Source organism: Alteromonas sp. ABM1_013 (assembly GCF_056160505.1).
This window is the reverse complement of sequence record NZ_JBSWXH010000004.1, coordinates 13,463-40,221: the sequence shown is the minus strand read 5'-3', so window position 1 is coordinate 40,221 and position 26,759 is coordinate 13,463. Positions and strand designations below refer to the sequence as shown.

Sequence of the window (26,759 nt, the reverse complement as noted above, 5' to 3'; positions counted from 1 at the left end):
TTTGTTATCAAAAGTACTAAAGCCATCTAATCTAAAACGATTAGCGTATCGGCTAGCCAAAAAGTTAATCATTGTCCCTCACCACCAGTTGAATGAAACCACGACCGAAAGTAATGGTTCTAGCTGGTTGTCAACCGGTGATGATCCACAGTTTATTATTCATCCTGCTCGCCGCATACCTTCACGAAGCTTTGCGAAAGGATGGTATCTTCTTCGCGTAAAAATAACTGAAAAAAACCATCAGTCGCACGTGGGAAAGTTGTATTCCAATTTACAAAAAGGCGAGCTAACCACTGTTGACGTACCATGGCACAGCACCAAATTTGTAAACCGCCTTTTCTATCTTGAAAGTAACAATAGCATGCTTCGCTTTGATCCTTGTGAAGCAGAAACTGAGTTTACTCTGAACACGTTCATGATTTCGAAAGTGCCATCTTTCATTGCGATGCGACACATGAAACAGCGATTATATAAGCTGCTCAGCCATGTCGATGATGTAGAAGAATACCTTGATACAAAACGTAAGCTTAACGGTGGAACGTTAATAGAGACAGTATACGAAGAATACAATAAAACCTTTACCACAGGAGTGATGGAAAAAAGCTATCCGTTTTGGGTTGAGTTCGACGAGCCGCGTGCATTAGAGAAAATGAAGCAAACTTTCACTCAAGCGCAATCTGAGGTGAAATTTTCCATTATCCTTCCTACTTACAATACTGACCCTATTTATTTAAAAGAGTGTATCGATTCTGTTCTGCAGCAAACTCACAAAAATTGGGAGCTATGTATTGCCGATGATGCGTCGACCAACGCTGAGACTATCAGCACATTGAAGTCGTACGCACAAAAGCACGCCAACATAAAGTTGAATCTGCTAAGTGAAAACGGGCATATCTCCAAATCAAGTAACGCCGCTTTAAGCATGGTAACCAGCGACTACGTTCTACTGCTTGACCATGACGATACGTTACCCGAGCACTCGTTATCCTTCTTTGCGAAAGCTATAACAGATAACGCAAACGCGAAAGTCCTTTATGGCGACGAAGATAAAATAGACGAGCAGGGCAATCGCCATCAGCCGCACTTTAAACCTGATTGGAACCAAGATTTACTTCTAAGCCAAAACTACATATGTCACCCCGTAGTGTACAAAACAAGTGTGCTCAAAAAGATAGGTGGCTTTAGAGTAGGTGTTGAAGGTTCGCAAGACCACGATTTACTTTTACGAGCGACCGCTGGCCTTAAGCATGATGAAGTTGTTCATCTACCTTTCATTCTTTATCACTGGCGTGTTATTGAGAACTCGACAGCCTCGAATGCTTCCGCTAAGTCGTACACGACAGATGCTGGCATTGAAGCCATAAGACATTTCCTCGAAAATTCGGGCCAAAATGCTAGAGTTGATAAAGGCAATTATCCAAATACGTATAAAGTTAATTGGGCGTTGCCAGATGAGCAACCGTTGGTTAGCTTAGTCATTCCGACAAGAGATGGTTATGACATTTTAAAGCAGTGTTTAGAGTCTATTTACGACAAGACGTCATACAAGAACTTCGAAATTATTGTTGTAGATAACCAAACTACCTGTGCCAAAACTTTGGGCCTCTTCAGTGAGTACACTAGTACCAAAACTAATTTCAGAGTCTTGAAGTGGGACAAACCGTTCAACTATTCCGCAATTAACAACTTTGCAGTCTCCCAGGCCGAAGGCGAAGTAGTTGGGCTAGTTAACAACGATATCGAGGTTATAAACGAAGACTGGTTGTCAGAAATGGTATCGCATGCCCTAAGACCAGAAATTGGCTGTGTAGGGGCGAAGCTCTATTATCCTAATGATACTATCCAACACGCTGGTGTCATTCTGGGAATTGGGGGAGTTGCCGGTCACTCTCATAAATATTTCCATAAGAGCGAACCGGGTTACTTTACGCGCTTGCATCTTGTTCAAAATATGTCTGCCGTTACAGCTGCATGCTTATTAGTCCGAAAGTCTGTATTTGAGGAAGTAGGCGGGTTAAACGAACAAGATTTAACAGTAGCTTTTAATGATGTAGATTTTTGCTTGAAGGTACATACTGCAGGCTACAGAAACCTATTTACCCCGTGGGCTGAACTTTACCATCACGAGTCGATAAGCCGCGGTGAAGAAGATACGCCAGAGAAGGTGGCGCGATTTAATAAAGAAAGTGAGTATATGAAGGATAAGTGGAAAAAACTACTGTGCAATGACACAGCTTATAACCCTAATTTGTCCAATACACATGAAAACTTTTCGCTTAAATAGTAACTGAATTTTAGAAGTATTATGAAAAACAATTTTCCATTATTTTTTATCCATATCCCCAAAACTGCTGGATCTAGTTTCCGAGTAGCTGCAGAGCAGTATTTTGGCTCTGATGCTACTTATTATGATTATGGCCAAGGTAATCAAGAGACTCATCCTGATATCCTAAAATACGAGTATGAACTAAAAGATAGGTACTTAGCTGCGCAAAGCTTTAAGCGAAACGCTAAGTTTTTATCCGGGCATGTCATCTATCCCAAATACGCCCCGTTTTTTAATACTAAAAGTGTTGTTACTTTTGTTCGTAATCCAGCTCAACAAGTTCGCTCTCACTACGAACACTTTTCAAGACTGCACGGTTATAAAGGAAGTTTTGAAAGCTTTATCAAGGAGAGCCGATTTGCAAACATGCAATCAAAGGCGTTAAGTGGTATTTGGAACGATGCAATTGGCTTTATCGGAATTACCGAACGCTATCGCGAGTCATTAGAAATTTTCAACTTTTACTATGACACTGACATTAAAGAACTCGATATAAACAAAAACGCTTCCAAATCTTCAAGTGAATACATATTGAGTGAAGATGAGCTCTCATTAATTAAACAAGAGAATGCACAGGACTTTAAGCTGTACGAGTACGCCTTAAGGAGGTTTGATTTGCACCAAAGCCTCCTTAAAAAAGAGTTGCCTATTGTACGTTACGGAGAGCTTCATATAGCACCGAAAGACAATGGGAAGCTTTTCAACATCTGGGCATGTTGTTATGAGGATGAAGAAGCACTTACAGCTGATGTACTCCTAGACGGTGACATTGTAGATGAGATTAGAATCGCGGACTATAGGCCTGTTGCGGCGGAGCGGAATATTCACCGGAGTGGTTTCATTGGGAAGGCGTATAGATACCCGAGCAGTTTTAGAACGGGGCAGAGTGTTAAAGTAATTGAACAGAAAGCTCAAGTCGTTCTGTTTGAAGGTACGGTTGGATAACTTTAATCTAAACGTGTTGTTATGCGAGTCTATAAGAGTGATTTGATGGTCTCCCTTTGTACTAATCAGGCTTATAGACTGCTAGAAGGGAAGCAACATAGAGTTTTTATCTAAACAAGCTTCGATAGTCCAATTTTAAAGCACATAGGTTAGCTACGACCAGTTATGAAAGTTACTTTGAAATGAAAAACTTTTTGAAAAAATTAGGCCTCCTAAAAGAAGCCGGCAAACGAAAACAACGGGCGAAGCCTTACTTTAAATTCGAAAGTAAAGAGACCAATAACAAAAAGGCTGGTATGGGTATAAGTATTCGAAGCCTCGTTAAAGAAGATGTCTCCCCCCTAAAGGGCTCTGAACTAGCCTTTATCAAGCAAGAAATAAAAAAAGGTAATAAAGAACTCACTAGGCTCCTTGGCATAAAAAGCATTGATCTTGAAAACCACATTAAAGTAAGAGTGTCCTTAGATACAGCAAAAGCACTAGTTTCTCATTGTGCATCATATACAGATGTCACTTCACTAGTTACATTAATATTGAATCACGCAGATTTTCCAGTTAATGAATTCATTATGCATGAAAATTTGGCCCCTGAGATTTTTAGAGACTTAGCGATACTTTTTAGAACTGTTAATAAGAGTACAAGCTTTTGGTTAATCGCAAGAGCTAAAATGCTTCGTCCAGACGGGCCGGTTATATCTGAATTGTTTGAATCAATAACAGACGAATACATAGCTACTTTAAATGTGGGTATTGGAGTTATCACATACAATAGAAAAGACCATTTAGCAAAAACTGTCGAAGCCATCAAAGCCTTCACAACAGGTGATTATCAACTTGTTGTTGCTGACGACGGCAGTAAAGACGATACATTAGAATGGTGTGAACAAAATAACGTACCTCATACTAATTGCCCAAATAAAGGCGTTGTTCGAAACAAAAACAGAGCTTTGTATTATCTCAACGAAGTCAAAAAAGTTGATGTTTTAATTTTGCTAGAGGACGACTGTCGGCCAAATCAAGAAAACTGGCAAAAAGAGTGGGTGATCGCTGCGCTTTTATGGGGTCACATTAATTATGCGCATAAGCGAATAATCAAAAAAGAAGATGCAGTGGTTTCTGGTACTGGATCGAGTACCTTACCGTATCTTTGCAGGTTGGTAACAGGGCAATGTACAGCTTGTAGCAAGGATGCAATGGATAATATAGGGTACTTGGATCCAAGGTTTAGTGGCTATGGTGCCGGACATGTCGAGTGGACTGAGAGGTTCATCCGGCAGGGGTACAACGGCAGCACGGAAAAACACTGGGTGTATCCTGCAATCAACACTGGCTTAAATTCTGATGACGCACCAACTTTCAAAAATCCCGAGCAGTTAGAAAAAAACAGAGCGCTGAAGAAAAAAATAAGTAAAGATACTCACAAGCGTGAACCTTGGGTAAACACTGATGAAGAAAATGAGTTTCTTGAAGAAATAGCATCTATTAAAGATCAATAAAACAGCGAATTATTCGTAACTACTATTTTTATTGTTGACGCTAGATAATTCGCCAAACAATAATACAAGAATACTGGTGAGGTGTAATTCGCCGATTTTGGAATAAAAGTATGGATGCTGAAAAGTTGCGTGGCTTGTTTTTTTTAGTTTTATTATGTGTAGTTTCATGTGGCGGCGACTCTCAATCGTCCCCACCAACGGTGTCTGAAGAGGAGCAATTAAGTCGCTCTTATTCAATAACGCTGTCACAAGAAATTACTTCTGATGACACAGTTTCATTAACTCTAAACGACTCTAATGACGGCAATTCGCAAAAGGTTACGATAGAGTCGTGGAGTACATCATTGGAAACTTCGCTAAATATAGTGAATACCAGCGGTGGTACGTATAGCTTCATCGCTCCCCAAGTACGTAAACGCACATCATTTACTATTACAGCGAACTTAGTAAATGAAGCCGGAACGAAATTTAATGTCAGCGCGCAGTCTTTAATACTTCCTTCTAAGCCAAATCTAATTGTTATTTTCACCGACGATCAAGGTTATGCTGACGTCGGTGCCCATAACATTGTTAACGACATCAACACGCCTAATATAGACAAGCTAGCGGCTAATGGTGTGCTATTCACCAATGGCTACATAACAGCACCACAATGCACGCCGTCGCGAGCAGGAATGGTTACGGGAGTGTACCAGCAACGTTTTGGGGTAGATGACAATAAGTATACACCAATACCTGAAAATGTGGTTACCATGGGAGACCGTTATTCTGACCTTGGTTATATAACAGGAATGGTTGGCAAGTGGCACCTAGAAATAGATCAAAACTCAAAGCCATGGTTCAAAGAAAACTTTCCAAATACACCCATAAGTGAGTTTAACCCAGGAAGGTTACCTTCATCGCTAAAGGAGCGATATTACCCATCATCCAATGGTTATAAATACAATTATTTCGGTTATGCAAACCGTTATTGGGCTAACTATGATCTTCAGGGCAATCAAACCCAGCTGGGTTGGATAAGTAACTCTGACTACAGGTTAGATGTTGTTTCAGATGCAGCAACACAATTTATAGACATAAATCACGATGAACCGTTTTATCTTCATGTGGCTCACTACGCCCCGCATGTGCCTTTAGAGGCAACGGAAGATTACTTATCACTGTTCCCTGAACAGTCATCTAATAGGCGTAGATACGCATTGGCAATGATGTACGCAGTAGATGCAGGCGTGGGCAGCATAGTATCTAAGCTTGAAGAACATGGAATACTGGAAAACACTATTATCGCTTTTATCAGTGACAATGGTGCTCCAATAGGGCTCGACTTTCTTGATGCTCCCATAACAGAAAAAGAGGCTTGGAATGGCTCACTGAATACTCCCTTACTCGGTGAAAAAGGTATGTTAACTGATGGGGGGATAAAAGTGCCTTTTATCGTTCATTGGCCTGACAAACTGCAAAGCAATACCGTTGTTGAAGAGCCGGTCATCAGCCTAGATGTACTGTACTCTGCTATTAAACGTGCAGGTGCGCCTGAAACTGTTTTATCAGAACTCGACGGTGTTGATATTTTTCCAACTCAAGGTTTTGACAGCAGTGCTCTTATGAGTCGCCCGCTTTTTTGGCGCTTTTGGAATCAGTCTGCAGTGCGTCTTGGTAACTATAAGTACCTTAAAATGGGCGCGGAGTATGAGTTCTTATTTGATATGTCTTCAGAAGAGTCAAACGCCAATAACCTAATTTCAGAAATGCCAGAAAAAGCAGAAGAGCTTAAAAGCATGTACGAGGCTTGGAATGCGGAGATGTTTAGGCAGCCTCAGCAAAACAGCCTTAACTCTCAAGAGCGTGAATGGTTGTCGTTTTATTTAGCGCATTGAGGGGGCGTGTGTAGGAAACCCAAAACTGATACACTTACTAAACGTATTAATCAAGGTTTAATATACTGCCGAGGTTTCAAATCGTACCTAAAAACATGAAGTCGATTTTCAAACGCAAGTCAAATATTGAGTTACCGAGATTCTCCTCTGTAACGAATGAAGATGTTATTTTTCACATTGGCGCTCCAAAAACTGGCTCGACCGCTATCCAAAAGTTTTGTCTGTATAACAAAGAAATGCTTAAAGAGCATGGCTTTTACTACCCTGAACATGGTTTGGATAAAAATGGTATATCCGGTGGCCACTCTGTATTAGGGCAGGCTTTAATCGAAAATAGGCTAGATGACGCTACCACCATTCTGAATGATTATGTCAAAGAGGCAAAAGACAATAATTGCGTACTTCTACTTTCTGCTGAGTCGATTTTCTATTCTCCAGATAAGCTGACGGTTTTACTCGGTGACTTAAAGTTCAAACTTGTCGCATTCTACCGAGCCCCTTTAGAGGCTTTATATTCGAATTACAATCAGTTAGTAAAGAGGCATTTCTTAACGACGGATATAGCCAGTTACTGCAAAGCGCAATTAGAGAAACCAAACGGTTTCCTAACTAGTGAAGCCCATGCTAAGTGGTTGGAAAAGTATGGCCACAATAAGATAGCACTAATAAGCTACTGCGAAGCTACTTTAAAGACGTTACCAATTCAAAAACTATTTCTAATATCGCTAGGACTTGACCATAGACATGTCGAAAAAAATTTCATTATAGAAAATAAGTTTGTTAATCGAAGTTATCCCTTAAGCGCATTAGAGCTAAAACGGATGTTGAATTTCGTGTTAACAGATGAATTTGAAGATATTAACGACAAGGTCGATATTTACTTGCAGAGTATAGCTGATACGGATGTTGAACAGCATGACATAGAAACTCGTGTTCCAAAGGATTTGTACTATCGTTTGGAACAAACAACAGAATCAAATTTCAAATATCAAGTTGAGGCTGTACTTTCCAAGGTGCGTAGCCTGTCAAAATCAGAGACAGGTAAATCGTCACCTCTGAGCGCAATGCAATTGAATATCCAAATATTTCAGCTGCTTAAAAAGATGTCAGAAAGAGAGCCAGAACTCTTTGATGAGTTAAAAAAGATGATCGCGATTAAACTAAGTGAAAGGTCAGTTCATTTTGAGATATTTAAACTAGCTGAATTTTTTAATTTAGAATTTGAAGGAAAAAGTTCAGAGTGGTTCTCCCAAGGGCAAATTGAGAGGATGCCAAACTACGAGAAAGCAGAGTTCCTGCGCGATATTGCAGACCTAATGTATCGTAGAGGCGAATATGCAGAGGCTGAGAGTCTTGTAAACGCTGCGCTGAAAGAGCGTCCTCATGGACCTGTAATTAAAAAACTTAAAGCAAAAATTACGAAAAAGCTTAACCCGTAGAGTCAGTAGCAGTAAATCAAATTGATTTCGCTATTTTGATATTCAGTTTAGATTAGCGAGAGCCACTGTAAGTGCGGTTTCACGTTATTTATTGAAGAAAACAGTACATATGAATACACTATTGTGTTTTCGTGCTTGGCTATATAATAAATAGCTCCGTTTTTCTATTACGCAGCACCTCTTGCAGTACAGAACAAATAATTTGTAAGGAATACGATGACAAATAAAAATTTGGCGGGCCACATAGATAGTTTTGAAGGTGGAATCTTAAGAGGTTGGGCTGCGGACTTAGGTGATGAACACCCACTAGAGATCGTGGCATGCGATGAAGCTGGTCAGTTACTCGGAACTGGAGTTGCCAATGAATTCCGAGAAGACTTAAGTGTCAATAATATTAATAAAGGTGTGCACGGTTTTAGTCTAGTCCTTAATAATGAACTTTTGCGAAAAGAAAGTGCGATTGTAATTAAAGATAAAGCCAGTGATAAAAAAATAGCTACCTCTAAATTCAAAGTGTCAAATATCCTTGGTAGGGCGGCTGTTTCGCTTGAAAGTCTTGTCGGCAACAAGTTATCTTTCATTGTAAGGAATAAACATGAATCGGGAGGAGTATTCACTCTCTCTTTCCGAGTTGGAAATGAGGTTGTCGCTCACTATGAATGCGATGGTTCTAAGAGTGTAAGTTATGGCTATATATACGTTCCCGCAAAGTTTTTAGATAATGTAAAGCATACCGTTGTGGCTTTCATATATGGAGAGCCAGCCTTCTGTGGCAAGCTAGAAATTCAGGGCGACCCCGTGCTCACCCCATGGGAATACTTGAATCATAGCAGAAGTATTCCTCATTATATCAGCAAGCCACCAAGCGCAGACTCAAGATACGAATCATTAACGCTTCAGTTGCGCGATAAAGAAAGAACAATAGATAATGAGAGCTTAAGCACGGCGCACAGTGTGTTAGTGGAAGGCTATGAAGGGCGAAAAAACTTTCCTAATCTAACCTTGCCTAGCTTTGAAAACCCTAAAGTGTCAATTATTGTTCCAGCATATAATAAGTTTTCACTTACTTATCACTGCATTGCTTCAATATTACTAGCCTTCAACAAAACGCCTTATGAAGTCATTCTGGCTGATGACTGTTCTACAGATGAAACCAGCCGAGCTGAAGAAATCATAACTAACCTCAAAGTTTCTAGAAACACCGAGAATTTACGTTTTCTTAGAAGTTGTAACAAAGCTACAGAGATTGCATCCGGCGATTATATTGTATTCCTAAACAACGATACCGAAGTAAAAAGCTTGTGGTTAGACGAACTTATCAGCCAGCACGAAGCTGATGCGAACGTAGGGATGACGGGCTCAAAATTATTAAACCTTGACGGTACTCTCCAAGAAGCTGGAGGAATTGTCTGGTCTAACGGTGAACCTTGGAACGCTGGAAGAAATGCTAATTCCTACGATTGTTCATGGAACTATGTTCGACAAGTTGATTACGTTACCGGAGCTGCACTATGCATTTCTCGTGATGTTTGGGAAAAAGTAGGTCGATTTAGCGAAGAATATGCGCCTTGCTACTATGAAGATACTGATCTGTCATTCAAAGTGAGAGAAGCTGGATACAAAGTGCTTTACGTTCCGCACTCTGAAGTAATTCACTTCGAAGGCCAGTCACATGGTACAGATGTGTCGAAAGGTTTAAAGCAATATCAAAAAGTTAACGAAGCGACTTTTCGCAGAGCTTGGTTCAACTCCTACAAACACGGAACAAAACCTTCTTTATCAAACTTACATTTAGAAAAAGACCGAAATATTGAACAAAGAGTTCTAGTAATTGATTATGCAACACCAATGGAAGGCGTGGATGCTGGAAGTCATGCAGCATTAAAAGAAATTGAAATAATGCTGGCGCTTGGTTTCAAGGTTACTTTTGTGCCTCAAAACCTTGCGATTATGGGACTTCATACCAAAAAACTACAGAATATGGGAGTAGAGGTGCTCTACGTTCCTTTTTACTATTCATTGGACGATGTTCTAGACCGTAGATTAGAAGAAATGGATGCGGTCTACATTACGCGTTATGAAGTGGCGAAGAATTACATAGAACGTATAAAGGCGGAGGACAAACCTATTTTATTTAATAATGCCGACCTTCACTTCTTAAGAGAAATGAGAGCAGCTCTTCTTAAAAACGATGAAGAGGCAATGGATGAAGCATTATTAACTCGTGATGAAGAATTGGCTGTGTGTGAAGAGGTTGATGCTATCTTAACTTATAACACTACCGAACAAGCGGTAATCTCGAGCCATTTAGCCAAAACATGCAACATGCACATAACCCCATGGGTAGTCGACCCCAAGCCTTCAGGCAAAGATTTCTCAGATAGAAGTGGAATTGCTTTTTTAGGTGGTTATGGTCACAAGCCAAATGTTGAAGCTGTAGAGTTTATGGTTGAACAGGTGATGCCTAAGCTAAAGGCGGTTAGACCTGACATTACGTTTACTGTATATGGCAGCAAAATGCCAAAAGAATTTGAAAAATTTGCTTGTGAGAATGTTGATATAGTTGGTTTCGCCGAGACTTTAGATAACGTATACAACGACCACCGTATCTTCATTGCTCCGCTTCTCTCAGGGGCAGGAATAAAAGGTAAAGTGTTAGACGCACTAGCCTATGCTACGCCAACGGTTCTAACGGATGTTGCAGCGGAAGGAACTGGCTTAACGAATGGTATAAATACTCTTATCGCAAACGATTCAGAAGCATGGATCCAAGCAATTATTAAACTGTACGATGATGAGGAGCTGTGGAAACGTTTTAGCGAAAACAGCAAACTTCTCGCACAGGAGAATTACTCGTTTGTTAGTGGGGTGTCAAGATTTAAAAAGATATTTGAGTCCGTAGGCATATTCACGTCAGTTTAGCGCGGGTTGAAGAAAAATTTATAGGAAGTAAATGAAAAAGCTATTTATTCATATAGGTCCGCACAAAACGGGAAGTACCTATATACAAAAAAATTTGTTCGAGCAAAGCAATGCGCTTAAAGAACAAGGTGTGCTGTATTCGGAAAGCTTAATAGGCCCGCAATGGGGGCACCACAAGCTAGTCGAAAAAATCAAGCAGAGAGATGCAGATTCCGTTTCAAATTTTTTCGAAACAGATGAAGACAGAGTGTTTATATCAAGTGAAAATTTTGAAGACTTGACGAAAGAAGATATTAGCTTCTTATCTAAATTTACTGAAAAATTTACCGTCGAAGTTATTTTCTTTAAGAGAGCGTATTCGAAGTTATTGGTTTCAGCTTGGCAAGAATCGGTTAAACAAGGCGAAAGTAAAACATGGTCTGAGTTTTTCTTGAATCATGCTCTGAAGCCATTCCAATCTAAAATTCTAAATGCTTCAAGTGTTATAGATAATTGGAGCATAATAGCAAATCATATTCATGTTTTTGATTATGACGCTATGCTTTCAGAAGGCTTAGATATTGCTCAGACTATGTGTAGTAAGCTCCTAGATGTCGAGCTAACTGTTAAAGCTGCTGCGGTTAACAGGTCTATGAATCTCGCTGATATAGAAATTATTCGGTTGCTAAATCATAGGTTTAAAGAGCGTACTGGACAACATCCTCGGACGAGGGTTAGAGATGCCTATTTGAAGCTGAAAAGTGAAAAAGATGATTCTGTCACCGAAGCGTTTGAAGTGGTTAAAAATGGGCTTGCCGAAGAAACGCTTGATGAGTCTTGGACAATTAACTTTTTCGAAAATAAGTTTGCCCATAAGGATGAAATGTATTTCGCAAAACCCTCCGATAGCAGAAAGGTTTACCTCCTTCCAAATTGCAATAGCGTTTTAGCTGAAAACTTCATATCAATATTAATCTCAATAGAAGATAAGATGTCATTAAATGTATAACTGTAATTTCTGTCGTAGCCTTAAACCTTCACTTTCTTTTCTGAAGGGGAAATTGCATTGATTTATTATGACATCCAGCATCACGGTAGTGTTGACCGTTTGAGGTGGCTAGTCAGCCACCTTTCTCATTTTGGCAACCATATCAATGTGACGTACGATGGCGACATTAGCAGTCTAGAGTTATTGAACCAAAGCTTAGATAGCTATAGTGGTGGCTTTAGTATTTCCAAAAGTTTGCCTGTTACCTGGTGTGGCCCCTCTCAAATTTATCAAATGAAGAAAAGTATAGAAAAGGCACTAGCAGTTTCTGGTTGGGATTACTTTGTTAATCTGAGTGGCGTAGATATACCTCTAATTTCACAGCGCAAATTCTTTGAGCGTTTGAAGTTCGAACAAAAAGAAAATAATAAAACCTCTTTTTGCTTTGGCTTCAAGCCAAACAAGCCACACTATTGGCTCAAACAAAGTGAAGAATTTTCTCGAATAGAAAGAAAATACTCTAGATTACAAATAGTGTGCGACAGTGAAGTCGATAGAGAACTGCACAACGGAAATTTAAACCCAATTAGCCGGGTAATGGAAAGACGTGCACTGTATTGCGAAGAAATAGGCAATAAACGTTTATTTATACGAAGTCTGACCGAAGATGAAATAAACTTCCGAAAAGCATTTTGGACCAAGCACACTTACACAGTTGGACGGACATGGATGATTCTGCATCGCAAACAAGTCGAATGGTTAGTAGACAGCTCTTTATTCAATGAAATTTTTGAGCATTTACAAACAACCTTCGAGCCAGATGAAACCTTATATCCAAGTGTGTTATTTTCAGAGCAGAACCCTTTCATTAAGGAATTATCGAAAGACAACTTGCGATATGGATTAGGGTCTCCTATCAGCATCGCTCGAGATGATATAAAAACCATATTAAGTTCAAGTGCATGCTTTGCTCGAAAGCTGCATCCCTCAGTAACCGAAAGTGACCTAAATATAGTTTCGGAAAAAATATCACAGATGAGTTAGGGGATGCATCAATGTTTTCAGGTTACAAGGTTTAATATTCAAGGCACATAAAATTATGAAAGAAAGTAGCACTCCAATTAAGTTGGAGACAATTAAGCAGCGCGCTGAAGAGTATTTTAGCAATTCACCAAAACAAGAGCAGTTTAATCATTTAGTTTTCAAAAAAGCTTGGATATACCAAGAAAAATGTGCCGTTGTAGACTTTAAATATAAAAATGTGCATTTTGCATTCAATATATACGCAGCAGGTAGTGACACTGTTCACGTGGATTTACTTCAACGAGCTAGCTCGACAGAATTTAGACTTAATGATGAATTCAATAACCACAAGAAACTCTTCCAAAACATAGAGTTCGTAGTTTGCTTTAAAAACATGCAAGAAGTAATCGGTTCTATTATTTCTAACATTAATACTTCACAAGAAAAGAAGAACAGAACTAATACAAAACCTCTGAATGTGGGTATTTTGACTCTGCCAATGAATAAGAACTATGGTGGAAATCTGCAAGCTTATGCTTTGATGGAAGTAATAGAAACGTTGGGGCAGAAAGCGGTATTTGTAAATAGGCGGTTTCACCACGCGCATGCAAAACCTTCAAAGCAGAAATACGTTAAGTCCGTAGGGCTGTCTCCTTCTGTAGCGAATAAAAAATTCCTCGACACGTATTTTCCCTTAATAACAAAACCTTTTTTTCATTCTCATGAACTCGAAAGTGATATCAATGAATACGATTTTGATGCATTGATTGTGGGCAGCGATCAGGTATGGCGCCCTCAGTATGCTAAAGAAATACTTAATGATTTTTTCTTTGAGTTTTTACCTGAAAATAGCGAGATAAAAAGACTTAGCTATGCTGCATCTTTTGGCTCAGATAAATGGGAATATGACGAAAGTCGGCAGGCTATGGCATCTAGGCTTTTGAAACGGTTCGATGCTGTCGGAGTACGTGAAGACGCTGCTGTTACGATGTGTGCTAAAGAACTAAGCACTAATGCTACCCACGTCTTAGACCCCACTATGTTGCTAGATGCACAGCACTATGCTAACAAATTCAATCTTGACGAACGCAGAACTAGCAATGATTACTTGCTTAATTATGTATTAGACATTAACGATGACAAAGAGCTTGTTATAAAGAACTTGTCGAATACATTGGGGTTGGATGCGCTTTCCGTAAATGGAAAGCTTTTTGAAAGGGTAAATGCACTTAATTCTTCAGATGGTGACCAGTCTGTTGAAGGTTGGCTTGCCTCATTCTATAAGGCTCAGTACATCGTTACCGATTCTTTTCACGGTGTTGCATTCTCTATTTTGTTTAACAAACCATTCTTGGCTTATGCAAATCCGGCAAGGGGGATGGCAAGGTTCACCTCATTGCTAAATATGTTTGGGTTGCAAGACAGGCTAGTTACTTCTTCCACCCAAGTAACTAAAAGTTCGATGTTGGCTCCAATAAAATGGGGTAGTGTTAACCATAAACTTAATGAAATGAGGCTTGAGTCTTTAACGTTTCTAGTTGAAGCGCTCGGTATATCAAAGGAGTTGATAACCAATTTAACTTACACAAACAAAAAAAATTCATCGCAACTTAACGTCGCACAAGAAAGCGAAGCTCAGCATATAAAAAGGTATGTTTCAGAAAGTCCAATTACTATAGATGTAAGAGAGTTTCCTTCTAAGCAAAGTAAAACAGAATTTAACATTGAGGACGTTTTAAAGTCGGATATGTGTATAGGTTGCGGAGGATGCGCCTTTGCCAGTAATGGTGCTTTGAGTTTGAAAGAGAACAAGCTTGGAGCACCAACAGTATCTTTAAACGATGTTTCTGCGTTACCATCAGACGTAAAGGGTAATATAAATGCTATTTGCCCCTTTAGTGATAAATCTTTGAATGAAGACCAGCTAGATGCTCCTTTTGAAGGTGCCAACTTACTTCCATTCAATGAGGTTGTTGGAAGGTACAATGCGCTATTTGCGGGCCGACAATCGGACGAAGAAAGTTTGATGGGGAGTAGTTCTGGAGGTTTAACATCTTGGTTGACTAAGAAGCTCTTAGAGAAAGGTTTGATTGATGGTGTTGTACATGTTGGCAAAGCTGCCTGTGACGGCGATTTATTTGAATACCGCATATCAAAAACGCAAAACGAACTTGATAGTAACCGTAAAAGCAACTATTACCCAACTACATTAGCTAATGTGCTCAAAAAAGTTAGTTCGAACAGTGATAAACGCTATGCAATTGTTGGAGTACCATGCTTCATAAGGTCTGCACGATTACTTTGTGAAAACGATGAGGGGCTTAAAAACTCGCTAAAATACTTTATTGGTATTGTATGTGGCCATATGAAGACTCGTTTTTTTGCAGAATCTAATGCTTGGCAGCTAGGGGTTGCCCCTTCTGAGGTACAAAAAGTAGACTTTAGGAAAAAAATTCCAAATACCAAAGTAGGCAACTATCACTTTTCGGTTACTTCTAAAGATAATGAAGAGAAATCCGCGCAGCCGACAAGCATGTTAGGCGGAAACTGGGGGCATGCATTCTTTCAACCTAATGCGTGTAATTATTGTGACGACATTTTCGCTGAGACTGCAGATATCGTTTTTGGAGACGCTTGGCTGCCAAAGTTTAACGACGAGTGGAGAGGAACTAACATTGTTGTATCAAGGAACCCTGAATTAACAGAGTTGTTTGAAAATGGTGGAGCGAGCGGAGAGTTAACTACCGAGAACTTATCGTTAAATGAAATTGTACAGACTCAGTTCGGTGGTATTTCACATAGAAGGCATGGACTAGTAGTTAGAACGCAAGATGATGAACAGGAAGGACGCAGCTTTCCAAGTAAAAGAATTGACCCTAAAAAGGTTAACTTACCATTCTGGAGAGTAGAGTTGCTCCGTCAGCGTCGTAAAATGTCTGTAATGAGTGGTAGGATATTTGCTGAAGCCAAGGAAAAAGATGATTTAAGTTACTTTCTCGACTTGATGTCGAGTGAGACTGCTGTTTATCGGTATATTGAATCTTTGAAAAATAAGCTGTGAGTCAGTTCGGTTGAGGTTAATATTTCATCATTAGAAGTCTTATCCAAGGCAAAGTTTGATTGGCCCTAGGGGGCCCGATAAGGCTTTGCCCTTGCCCCCATGCTAAATCTCTCTTCGACTTTTAGCGAAGTCAAAAAGGAAATTAACATAAGTAGATTCGAGCACATAAGCTTCTGTCATTTGAAAATAAATTCAAACTTTCAAGAGTAGTTCTATATTAATCGAAGATTTGTTATCCTAACTTCGATGTGAAACTTCTATAAGTAGTATTTATCTACACAAGGAAGATAATTTAATTGGAGTATAGAAAGGAATGCCTCCTCATTCCATAATCCTCTTTCTTATATGAGTAACAATAAGTGACAAACTAGATGGATGTATTATTTAGTACAATGAAAACATCACCTGATAAGGAAATTGGTCATATTGATTTTTCTTACGGTGTAGTTGCTAAGAGTTTTGAAAGGTGCCTCTCTGCGACAAATTGCAAAATGAAATTTGTCCCCCGCCCTGAATTCATTCCAAAACTAAAAGACGTCGAAGTACATTTGATGATGAGGAAGTTTCGCGCATTCAGGCCTGTTAACGGGGCTTACAATATTGCGGTAATTTCCTGGGAGTTTAATCAACTTCAGAAAGATTCTAATGAATTCGACGGGATTTTTTACAATCAAGTTGACATGCTTAAAATGGCAGATGAGATATGGGTTGCTAGTAGCCATTTGAAAGAAGTTTTTGAAAGCTATGGCCTTTCAAATGTTCACTTTATTCCTTGCCCGATAGGGCTTCCTTATTGGGATGAGGAAGAAGATATTTCGCTCCAGAATAAACTTGATAAGAGCTTTGATAGTTTAGGGTTTCTTAACTCCATTGCTTATTATTTCAGCACAGGAGCGAATAAGCTAGCAGAGATAAAGCCTCTGTACTTTAATATTCCAGATATAAAAAATAAAAAAATATATTTGACGGTTTTTAACCCGCATGATCACAGAAAAAATATTTCAAAGCTTATAGAGTCTTTCTCTAGCTTTTCTGAAAAATATAAAGACGCATATTTGATTATCAAATGTAATACTGACTTAAAATTATTGACCTCATTATTAAACTTAATTTGGAAAAGGTGCAGGAAGAGCGTGGATACACTGCTCGAAAATATAATAATTATAAATGAAAGACTTGACGAGTCAGAACTAAAACGCTTATACGACTTGGCTGACTTTTATTTTTGTTTATCTCATGGTGAAGGTCAGAATTTGCCACTGCAAGAATCAATGGCTCGAGGATGCATCCCGGTTTCTGTATCGAATACTGCGATGAGTGATTGCGTAAATATCAATTCTGCTTTTGAAATTAAATCAAGAGAAATTCCGATAAATATCGAAGATAAAGTTTGTTTTCATAAGATTGAGAATTTAACTTGGTACGAAGTTAGCCTGTCTGATGTATATCAAGCCTTGGAAAGTTCAATATTAGCTGAACCTGACGAATTGAAGTGTAAAATGAAAGTTTGTCAGGAAATCATCGGCAATCTGTATTCGGATCGCGCAGTGGGTGAGCTTTCAACTAAACGGTTGGTGAAAATTTATGGGTAATATTTCTGAAATTTATATCAACCTTGAACCGATTTTAGATGCCACATCTGCTGGCGTGAAAAATTATACTATTTCATTCGTTGAAGAATTAAAGCTTCAGCCAGTTTCTTTAATGGGATTTGTTGACGACAGATATTTTGATTTGGCTGATACACCTTTGAATGAAGGTGCTATTCAAACAGCTCTCCAAAACGGTGATTACTTAGATTACGCAAAAATCGCGAATGATAATATAGTGGCAATCTATTTCTCCCCAAGAAGTAAAGACAAACAATTTAAGTTTGAAGTAGAAGTAGTTCATGATTTAGGCATTTTGTTATGCAGTGAATTTCATGAGCGAGGAATGGTTAAGAAACTATCACCAATAATACACAAATCTCTGGCTCAAAATGATCTGATTTTTACGGTTTCTGATTCAACTAAGTATCAGGTGGACACATACTTTCATTCTCTGGATGTGGATTCGGTGACAATTGGTTGTGCTAGTTACCTGGACAACGTATCTGAGCCTACCATTAACGAACCGTTTAGGCCCTATTTGCTTATACTAGGAACAGTGGAACCAAGAAAAAACCATCAATTAATATTCGAGATGATAAAGCAATACCCAGAGGTTCTCGAAAGCTACGATTTTGTTATAGCAGGTAAGTTCGGGTGGGGTAAAACAATAACTCAAATCGCGCACGATAAAGGCATCGATATAAGCAAGTTCGCAGGAAAGATTTCTTACATAAATGAAATTACTGAATCTGAAAAGTCTCTCTTGATACGGAACGCAAGCGCAACAATATACCCATCATTCTATGAGGGCTTCGGTATGCCCGTTTTAGAATCTATAGCCTTGGGGACTCCAGTGCTCTGTTCATCAAGTTCCAGTTTGGTGGAGGCCTCAGGCGGACTAGGTTTTTATTTCGACCCATTCTCCCCGGATGAGCTCTTTCAGCAGATTCGTAAATTAGAATCTATGTCATCAGAGTCTGTGAATCGCTTATTAGAGAGCATGTCTGAGTTTTCTGAACGTCAGACATGGGAACGCATTGTTGAGCGCGCGATGCATGAGTTAAGCATTATTGTTGGAGAAAGCTGATGTTGATTTCTACGGTTTATGCTGCCAAATGTGGTGGTTTAGCTTTCAAGGTTTTTGACCAATCTGATGTAAACCGAAAAATAAAAGTGGGCCTTTATATTGATGGCCAACTTGTAGAGAGAAGAACTGTATGGAATCGAGGTGATCGCTTTTCTGTGATGATTGTTGCAATTCCTAATCAGATTCTTATAAGCCAAAATTCATGTTTGTATTTACGAGATGAAGAAAATGGGGAAGTCATAAATGAATCTTTGCGCAAGTTTAGCGAAGTAATTGATATCCGAGAGTCACAGACACCTAGTAAGAATAAAGATAGCGCGCACTACGCAAATACGCAGCGCTCGATAATTGAATTGCTGAGAGGTAGTAATGAAGCTTGATGGTTCAACTAAATTTGAGGAATGTTTGGATTCGGTTCAGGCTTTTTGGTCGGACAAGACAAAAGCTGAACAGGATTGGTCCCTCTTTGTTGATGCAATGCACGATAACATGGACTATATATTTTTCAATTTCCACCTTTCGAAGGTTGTACAAGAGAAATATAAATGCAGCCTGGTTTCAGCGACTAAGAACTGGGAAACCCCTCTTATTTCTTACCAGCCAAGTGCTAATGAAGCGATAGCAAATGCGTTTGGTGTTAACGAGTTTTATCATTTAGATACGCTTAGCAATATTTATGATGATAGCTTTCAAGAGAATCTATTAAAGATCAAATCGCTGCTGTCAGCGAACGAGTTATCATTACGACAACTTATTTTCGGCGATCATAATCACCTTGAGCAAGATGACAGAGATCTCTTGAGAATTGCATATGATCATTATCTACGATCTGTTCTCAAGCCAACAGAAACTCAGTTGAATGAAGAATTTATTCAAGTATTTAGTGAATGTCATTCCTTTAGAAAAATTGCCCGTAAAATAGTAGAGAAAAACAATATCAAGATAGCTGTTTTAGGGCATGTAGAATACAACCCGTACTATTTTATTGCTGAAGCAGTTTTAAAAAATGGTGGGTGTGTCCTGTTTCATTGGCCTTTAGTCTTTGGTTCTGTTCGTATACTGAGGACTCTCGATGACTTAAGAGTTGTGAAGTCAAAAGATTTCGAGTCCGATTATCAAAAGTTTTATTTAAATAAAAAAAGTCAATTGAAAAGTGCGATCGATGAATACAGCCAAGGTCTTATCGATAGGTTGACGAAGTCAAGAAGTTACGCTGACTTTAATCAGTTTCACATTGAAATGAGTAAGGAAGAGTTTTTCCGATCTACAGGAGTTAAGAGCCCCAGAGAGAAAAGTATAGTGTTACTTTCTCATGCTCTCACCGATGCCGTTCATGCTAATGGGCCTATGCTGTTTGATGACTTTTCAACATGGCTTGAAGAGACAATTAGCCATTTTGCGGAACATGAATCCATTAATGTTTTAGTGAAGGTCCATCCTAAAGATTTGACGTATGTTCGAGATTCATGGATTACCTATCTGTATAACAAGTTCAAGGATGTATCAAATTTCGGTATAGTTTCCAAACACATAAACAATAGAGAAGTTGCAAAGTTTTGTGAAGTTGGGAGTACTGTACAGGGAACTCCTGGCTATGAAATGCCGCTACAAGGCCTTAAAACAGTAGTAGCAGGTGAAGCCAGATATAGTCGTCTTGGAATAACACCTCATTGCACAAGCGCAGCAGAATACTTTGGTGAGTTAGAGAAGGCATGCCTTGAACCAGAGATAACGGAAACTGTTATAGAAAAAGCGATCGATTTCGCGTTTTTTGAAAATATATACACAAAACTGAATACTTCCTTTATCCCTGGAATTGCGCAAGTTGACATAAACTCTCCCAAGTGGCCAGGTCTAGTCAGTTGCTTTACGAACAACCTTCTTAGCCTTGACCCTGTGTACAGAGCAATTTCAAACATTGATATTTTTGACGAGTCTAACCCCTCGTTTCTAACTAACCCCATTTTGGCATAGGTATTCGGATGCTTAATAACATTTCTTATAACGTATTGGTTCCATGCAGAAGAGGAAGCCAAAGAATAAAGGGCAAAAACACGAAAGATTTTGCTGGTGTTGAAGGGGGATTGTTAGCCTTAAAGTTAAGACAGTTAGGAGACAGTGAGTATATTGACACCATAATAGTCTCTACTGATGATGAAGTCGTACTCGAAATTGCAAATGATGTGAAAGCAAGCATCTCAAAAGAAATGATTATTGAGGAGCGCCCTGCGAAATTTGCAACCTCCGACAGACTGGATGAGTTTGTTGAATATGTTTCGCAGATTATGCCTCAAGGCGTGTGTATTTGGACGCATGTAACCAGTCCATTCTTCGGTTCGGAACAAATGGACCGTATGATTGAAAAATACAATTCAGAAGTGGTAAATGGTGATTGTGATAGCCTGTTTACGGTAACCAAGGAACAAACTTTTACTTGGGATAGCAAAGGACAGTGTATTTCTCACGATCGCGCTCAAAACAAATGGCCCCAAACTCAAGATTTACCCCCCTTATACTTCGCAAATAGTGCTGCGTTCGTTATTGAAAAGAACTTGATGATCACTATGAACGATAGGATCGGTGAAAACCCTTATATGTATGAAGTTGATAAGATGTCGGGTTTCGATATTGATTGGCCGGAAGATTTTATTCTAGCAGAACAAATTTTCAAACTTAGGAATCAGATATGAGTCTTTCTGCTTCGCAACGGAATAGTTGTTTAAACTGCGGTAAAGTTAAGTTAAATACCATTGAGTTCGACAGGAACTTATTGTCTGTTTGTTCAGGTTGTGGTTTTTCAGAGCGCACTTACTCTGGCAGCACTAAGTTTTACTCTTCGCAACAAACAGTTGCTGAGAAGTACTTTGTTCCGACTCCGACACTGGAAAAGTGCGCTCAGAACAAAGGTTATAAGTTTTCTGGTGTCAGTAATTCTTGGCTTCCAATGGAGAAATGGGGGCGATGGATTGGTGAAGCAGGGAGAGCTACTATTACTTTTCAATTGGAAAAACCAATCGAAAAGGATGCTATATTAAAAGTAATATTTGTAATGCCAGATGGGCACCCTCCTGCCCCTCTGGTTTTAACGATGGAAGATCGTGAAATTCTAAATGTAACGTTGTCAGGTAGTACGGAGTATTTTTTTGAACTCCCTGTTCCTAATAGTTACATTGCTAAGAAAGTAAAATTAGACCTTAATATCTATTGTGAGAAATTAACGAAAGATGAAAAGGGGCGTAATTTATCCGTTGGCTTAAAAGACATCGCATTTGGACTCATCTCAGATAATACAAGCTACCAAGAAGTTCAGTTTAATGAAGGGACACTCCCATTTGTTAAAGACGAAGTACAGTTTAGACGGGGTAAGAAATCAACTGGTTTTGATTCGACCGTTGCTGAAGTTATCTCGGGAAACCTTAGTTGTTATCCTCCGGAAGAGTTTGGTATTTGGTTAAACACTCAAAACTGTGAGTTTTCACTTTTGGTGCCGGGAGATGCAACAAGAGTTGTAATGCAATTAGCATCTCCAGTAATAAAACGCAGAGGAATCGCGACTATTAATGACATATGTAAGGTTGATTTTGTTTTTGATGAAAACTTCATAGAAATTGAAATGAAATTAGATGGCTCGAGAGTTGAAAATAGTGAGTTAGTTTTAGACGTTCGCTTAGAATTTGATGAGATTACTAATATGAGTGAACTAGGTAGTGTAGACGAAAGAGAAATTTCAGCTGGAATTGCTGCGATTTATATTAGAAAAGATTAATTGGTAAATTATGAAGATTTTAGATTGTACATTGAGAGACGGCGGGTACTACAACTCTTGGGACTTTTCACCGGAAGTCGTGAATGCGTATCTACATGCTGTTGCTGAATCAGGTATTGAGTATGTTGAGTTGGGTTTACGTAATTTTAAGAAAAACGGCTATTTTGGTGCGTTTGCGTATACAACAGAATCCTTCTTGAATACTATTGAGCTGCCTTCGGGACCTACTTACGGTGTAATGGTTGACGCTAAAACAATCCTTAGTTCAGGGGTGAGTGTTAACCAAGCAATAGATAAATTATTCGTACCCAAAAGCGATAGTAAGGTCGGCTTAGTCCGCGTTGCTGCTCATTTTGCTGAAGTATATGGATGCAAAGAAATAACCCAGAAATTAAAGACCATGGGATATACTGTCGGGTTTAACTTGATGCAATCTGGGGGGAAATCATCAGAGTTAATTTCAGAGCTGGCAGCAGAGATTAGTTCCTGGGATTCTGTCGACGCTCTCTATTTTGCAGATTCTCTTGGGAATATGGATGGAGACGAAGTTGTTAGGATCATCACTGCATTGCGAAAAGAGTGGGAAGGCGATCTAGGAATACACACTCACGACAACATGTCTTTGGGGCTAACTAACAGCATTACATCAATTCAAAATGGTGTAGAGTGGATCGATTCCACAATAACGGGAATGGGACGGGGAGCTGGTAATACCCAAACTGAAAGATTGATATCTGAGTTGAAATTCAAAGGGGTTGCAGATTATGAATGTAACCCAATTTACGAACTAGTTATTCGCTACTTTGAACCAATGCAAAAGCAATATGGGTGGGGCAGTAACTTGCTTTATTTCATCGGGGCGCAAAACAACGTGCACCCAACATACATACAAAAGCTGTTATCTGACTCACATTATGGTGTGGATGAGGTCGTCGGAGCCATCGATTTCTTGAAAGAGTTTGATGATACAGCTTCATTTGATGAGTCGCTGTATAGTAAGGCTTTGAGCATTAATAGTATCGATGAAAAAGTCTCCGGAAGCTCAGATTTAATTGGTCTTGCGGAAGGAAAGGAGATTTTAGTTGTCGCGAATGGACCAAGTCTTAAAACATACGAAACGGGTATTAAAAACTATATTGAGGAGCATAAGCCTTACGTATTAGCAGTAAACGCATTACCCTTACTGAACGAGTATGTAGATTCATACGTGATATCGCATAACAGTAAGTTTCTTTCGCAAAAGCAATTATATAGTAGCTTCAATACTTCTGTTATTTTACCAATCCATAGGTTTAGCGAAGAGGACTTGAGTTTTGTTCAGTCAAATAATCGTTTACTAGACTATGGGGTAGTTGTCGAAGATGGAACTTTCGAGTCGAAAGACGAAAATTGTGTTGTGCCTTATGATCTGACTGCTTGTTATGCTTTGGCGGCAGCACTTGCAATGAAGCCTAAGTCGATATCACTTGTTGGTTTCGATGGTTACGAAAAGTTTGACCCAAGACAAGCCGAAGTGAATGAGTTGTTTAAATTAATGCATGCAACATATAGCTCAACTACAGTTAGAGCATTAACCCCGTCTTCTTATGCCATAGCGAAAGGCTCAATTTATGAACCAACTGTCTAAATATGATGTAATCATATTTGATTGCGATGGTGTAATCTTTGACTCTAACAAGCTTAAAATAGATGCAATGAGGGAATCTTTAGATTCTCTCTCTATTACGCAAGATATTGTTGAGCAATGCTGCTCGTTTTTTGCAAAAAATTTTGGAAAGTCCCGCTTCTATCATGTGGAATTCTTTGTCGAGAATCTAATTAATGTTGAGCAGGGTAAAGAACAAGAGCTCTATCAGGAAATTTTGGATTTATATGCGAATAAAACCAGACAGTTATATATGAGCTCGACAATAACTCCACATTGCATAGATCTACTTAATGATATAAAGGTACCTAAATTTATTGCCAGTGGCTCGGAAGAGGGTGAACTTCGATGGGTGTTTGAGAAGCGAGGCTTATCTAAGCAATTTGATGCTATATATGGCTCTCCGACATCAAAGTCTGACAATGTTAGAAAAATTATTGAGTCAGGCCACTTTAAAACGCCATTGATGGTTGGTGATGCCTTGTCAGATCTTGATGCTGCAATTAGTAATGGTATAGATTTTCTTGGATATTTGCCTTTTAGTAATGTGCGAGAAGAGCTCGAGAAAAAGGCAAGCGAGTGTGGCTTTGTATGTATTTCAGATTGGCCCGAACTAACGCACAAAAACTCGAGCATAGGCATTCTAGAATGAGGACTTGCTGTGGGGGCCGTTAAATTTTTACCTTTAAAGTATCGTCGGGCAATATGCGAAGCTATGCTGAAAAAGGGCTTAGTGAGCACAGTCGAGATAATTGATGTGGGTTCTTTCAATAGGACATCTTTTTTAACTCAATCATTGAAGAAAGCCGTTTCGCTTCACACCTTCGATATCAATCTAGATGAAAATGACTTTTCTGATTACAGAGAGCATCATCATCACAAAGTATTAGTTGGGGCAAGTAAATGTACAAAAGACTTCTTCTTAACAAAAAAGAGAGAATGTTCGTCATTTTACAAACCTAACTTTGATACTATAAAGCATTATCGGCATCCAGAGCGTTTTGATATCGACGAGGTTCTTCAGATCGATACCGATATGCTTGATAATTTAATCGATATTGAAAATAACATCGATTTTGTGAAAATTGATACTCAAGGTGCTGAGTTAGATGTAGTAAAAGGTGGTGAAAAAACGCTTTTAAATGTTACTGCTGTTCAAATTGAGCTTTCATTTTTAGATATTTATTCCTCAGCGCCACTTTACTTTGATGTTCTCAAATATCTTAATGACTTAGGTTTTATGGTTGTTGATACCGGTGTCGTATCTTGGAATACCTCTGACAAAGGTAATGCAAAATACCACGACGGAGTTGCTGCGTTTGGAGATTTTTTATTAGTAAAGAGAAAATTTCTCACTGATTCTTTATCAGAGCAAAGTAGCGTAAGAAAGTCTTGTAACTTAATTTTTATATTAGTTATGTTAGGGTATCCGCTTGTTGCGTTAGATGTTGTTAATTCGTTGAGCTCCATAGCTCCTAAAACTGCCGCAGCGATAAAAAAAATAGTTCTTCAATCTATACCGAATATGCTCCCTCATCCCTTTGGCCGCAAAGTAAAGCCGGATTATGGTGACTTTTGAATATTGATGTATTTACTATCGAGCTAGAACTCAGAATGATTGAAATAGCGTTCGCGTTGCGCTTTAAATAACACTTGCAGGTTTCTTATTTTATGAGAAAAGGAATAATACTAGCTGGCGGATCTGGCACACGTTTGCACCCGTTGACTAAGGTGGTCAGTAAGCAGTTAATGCCTGTTTACGACAAGCCAATGATTTTTTATCCATTAACAACGTTAATGATGTCTGGCATTCGTGATGTACTCATTATCACCACGCCCGAAGAGCAGCAGAGGTTTATCGACCTTATTGGAGATGGTTCCGCGTTAGGAATGAACATTCAATACGCGGTACAGCCTTCGCCAGATGGCCTGGCACAAGCCTTCCTGATAGGCGAAGAGTTCATTGGCAATGGTAGCTGTTCACTGGTTCTGGGTGACAATATTTATTACGGTCACGACTTAAAGCTATCTTTGCAAAATGCGTTTAAACAAGAGCATGGTGCAACAGTGTTTGGTTACCACGTTAACGACCCTGAACGTTATGGTGTGGTAGAGTTTGATGACGACTGGAAAGCGCTATCTATTGAAGAAAAGCCGTTTGTTCCTAAGTCAAACTATGCCGTAACAGGTCTTTATTACTACGACAACCGCGTAGTCGATTTTGCTAAAGAAGTGAAGCCATCACCCCGCGGTGAACTTGAAATTACTGACTTGAACAACTTATATCTTCAAGATGGAAGTTTGAAAGTAGAGCTAATGGGCCGAGGCTCTGCTTGGCTCGATACGGGCACACTAGACTCACTTCTTGATGCAGCAAACTTCGTGGCGGCTATCGAAAAACGCCAAGGCTTGAAAGTATGTTGCCCAGAAGAAGTAGCCTACAGAATGGGCTATATCAACGCTGAGCAGCTTGAAAAGCTTGCGGCACCACTAAAGAAGAGTGGTTATGGTGATTACCTGCTTAAAGTGATTAACGATAGAGTTAAGATCTAGCTTCATATCAAATTCTAAAAGGTGGCATTGCCACCTTTCTTCTTATTTTAAATTGCCAGT

At 39.2% G+C, this 26,759-nt stretch carries 19 protein-coding genes; all 19 read left to right on the top strand.

The window, feature by feature from the left end:
• Position 1: 1 nt before the first annotated feature.
• The 19 genes from ACXAGK_RS12065 to rfbA all read left to right on the top strand — a co-directional run bounded on the left by ACXAGK_RS12065 (position 2) and on the right by rfbA (position 26,699).
• Positions 2–2,284 (top strand): glycosyltransferase family 2 protein, encoded by a 2,283-nt coding sequence (locus tag ACXAGK_RS12065; protein ID WP_474856438.1) that lies wholly within the window; start codon positions 2–4, stop codon positions 2,282–2,284.
• Between the two features lie 21 nt (positions 2,285–2,305).
• Positions 2,306–3,271: a hypothetical protein gene (locus tag ACXAGK_RS12060; protein WP_474856437.1), complete on the top strand. Its 966-nt coding sequence runs from the start codon at positions 2,306–2,308 to the stop codon at positions 3,269–3,271.
• A 182-nt stretch (positions 3,272–3,453) separates the two neighbouring features.
• A complete protein-coding gene (locus ACXAGK_RS12055; RefSeq protein WP_474856436.1) occupies positions 3,454–4,767 on the top strand; it encodes a glycosyltransferase family 2 protein in 1,314 nt (437 codons plus the stop codon).
• Between the two features lie 110 nt (positions 4,768–4,877).
• Positions 4,878–6,644 carry a sulfatase-like hydrolase/transferase gene (locus tag ACXAGK_RS12050; RefSeq protein ID WP_474856435.1) on the top strand — a complete coding sequence of 589 codons (1,767 nt, stop codon included), beginning with the start codon at positions 4,878–4,880 and terminating at the stop codon, positions 6,642–6,644.
• A gap of 95 nt (positions 6,645–6,739) precedes the next feature.
• On the top strand, positions 6,740–8,083 hold the full coding sequence (locus ACXAGK_RS12045; RefSeq protein ID WP_474856434.1) for a hypothetical protein: 1,344 nt from the start codon (positions 6,740–6,742) through the stop codon (positions 8,081–8,083).
• A gap of 216 nt (positions 8,084–8,299) precedes the next feature.
• The gene (locus tag ACXAGK_RS12040) at positions 8,300–11,005 is read left to right on the top strand and encodes a glycosyltransferase (protein WP_474856433.1); all 2,706 of its coding nucleotides are present in this window, start codon (positions 8,300–8,302) and stop codon (positions 11,003–11,005) included.
• A gap of 31 nt (positions 11,006–11,036) precedes the next feature.
• Positions 11,037–11,993, top strand: a complete 957-nt coding sequence (locus ACXAGK_RS12035; RefSeq protein ID WP_474856432.1) for a hypothetical protein — start codon at positions 11,037–11,039, stop codon at positions 11,991–11,993.
• Between the two features lie 57 nt (positions 11,994–12,050).
• Positions 12,051–13,016 (top strand): beta-1,6-N-acetylglucosaminyltransferase, encoded by a 966-nt coding sequence (locus ACXAGK_RS12030; protein WP_474856431.1) that lies wholly within the window; start codon positions 12,051–12,053, stop codon positions 13,014–13,016.
• Positions 13,017–13,071: 55 nt separating this feature from the next.
• Positions 13,072–16,056: a polysaccharide pyruvyl transferase family protein gene (locus ACXAGK_RS12025; RefSeq protein WP_474856430.1), complete on the top strand. Its 2,985-nt coding sequence runs from the start codon at positions 13,072–13,074 to the stop codon at positions 16,054–16,056.
• Between the two features lie 371 nt (positions 16,057–16,427).
• The gene (locus ACXAGK_RS12020) at positions 16,428–17,648 is read left to right on the top strand and encodes a glycosyltransferase (RefSeq protein ID WP_474856429.1); all 1,221 of its coding nucleotides are present in this window, start codon (positions 16,428–16,430) and stop codon (positions 17,646–17,648) included.
• Entirely contained in the window at positions 17,641–18,735 is a 1,095-nt protein-coding gene (locus ACXAGK_RS12015; RefSeq protein ID WP_474856428.1) for a glycosyltransferase, read from the top strand. Before ACXAGK_RS12020 ends, ACXAGK_RS12015 begins: the two co-directional genes overlap by 8 nt.
• Positions 18,735–19,115: a hypothetical protein gene (locus tag ACXAGK_RS12010; protein WP_474856427.1), complete on the top strand. Its 381-nt coding sequence runs from the start codon at positions 18,735–18,737 to the stop codon at positions 19,113–19,115. Before ACXAGK_RS12015 ends, ACXAGK_RS12010 begins: the two co-directional genes overlap by 1 nt.
• Positions 19,105–20,709 carry a capsular polysaccharide export protein, LipB/KpsS family gene (locus ACXAGK_RS12005; RefSeq protein ID WP_474856426.1) on the top strand — a complete coding sequence of 535 codons (1,605 nt, stop codon included), beginning with the start codon at positions 19,105–19,107 and terminating at the stop codon, positions 20,707–20,709. The genes ACXAGK_RS12010 and ACXAGK_RS12005 overlap by 11 nt, the downstream gene beginning before the upstream one ends.
• An 8-nt stretch (positions 20,710–20,717) precedes the next feature.
• Positions 20,718–21,425 carry an acylneuraminate cytidylyltransferase family protein gene (locus tag ACXAGK_RS12000; RefSeq protein WP_474856425.1) on the top strand — a complete coding sequence of 236 codons (708 nt, stop codon included), beginning with the start codon at positions 20,718–20,720 and terminating at the stop codon, positions 21,423–21,425.
• On the top strand, positions 21,422–22,501 hold the full coding sequence (locus ACXAGK_RS11995; RefSeq protein ID WP_474856424.1) for a hypothetical protein: 1,080 nt from the start codon (positions 21,422–21,424) through the stop codon (positions 22,499–22,501). The genes ACXAGK_RS12000 and ACXAGK_RS11995 overlap by 4 nt, the downstream gene beginning before the upstream one ends.
• A gap of 10 nt (positions 22,502–22,511) precedes the next feature.
• Positions 22,512–24,128: an aldolase catalytic domain-containing protein gene (locus ACXAGK_RS11990; RefSeq protein ID WP_474856423.1), complete on the top strand. Its 1,617-nt coding sequence runs from the start codon at positions 22,512–22,514 to the stop codon at positions 24,126–24,128.
• Positions 24,112–24,798, top strand: a complete 687-nt coding sequence (locus ACXAGK_RS11985; protein WP_474856422.1) for an HAD family hydrolase — start codon at positions 24,112–24,114, stop codon at positions 24,796–24,798. The genes ACXAGK_RS11990 and ACXAGK_RS11985 overlap by 17 nt, the downstream gene beginning before the upstream one ends.
• Before the next feature lie 9 nt (positions 24,799–24,807).
• Positions 24,808–25,725: an FkbM family methyltransferase gene (locus ACXAGK_RS11980; protein WP_474856421.1), complete on the top strand. Its 918-nt coding sequence runs from the start codon at positions 24,808–24,810 to the stop codon at positions 25,723–25,725.
• 92 nt (positions 25,726–25,817) lie between these two features.
• Positions 25,818–26,699, top strand: a complete 882-nt coding sequence (gene rfbA, locus ACXAGK_RS11975) for a glucose-1-phosphate thymidylyltransferase RfbA (protein WP_474856420.1) — start codon at positions 25,818–25,820, stop codon at positions 26,697–26,699.
• Positions 26,700–26,759: the final 60 nt, after the last annotated feature.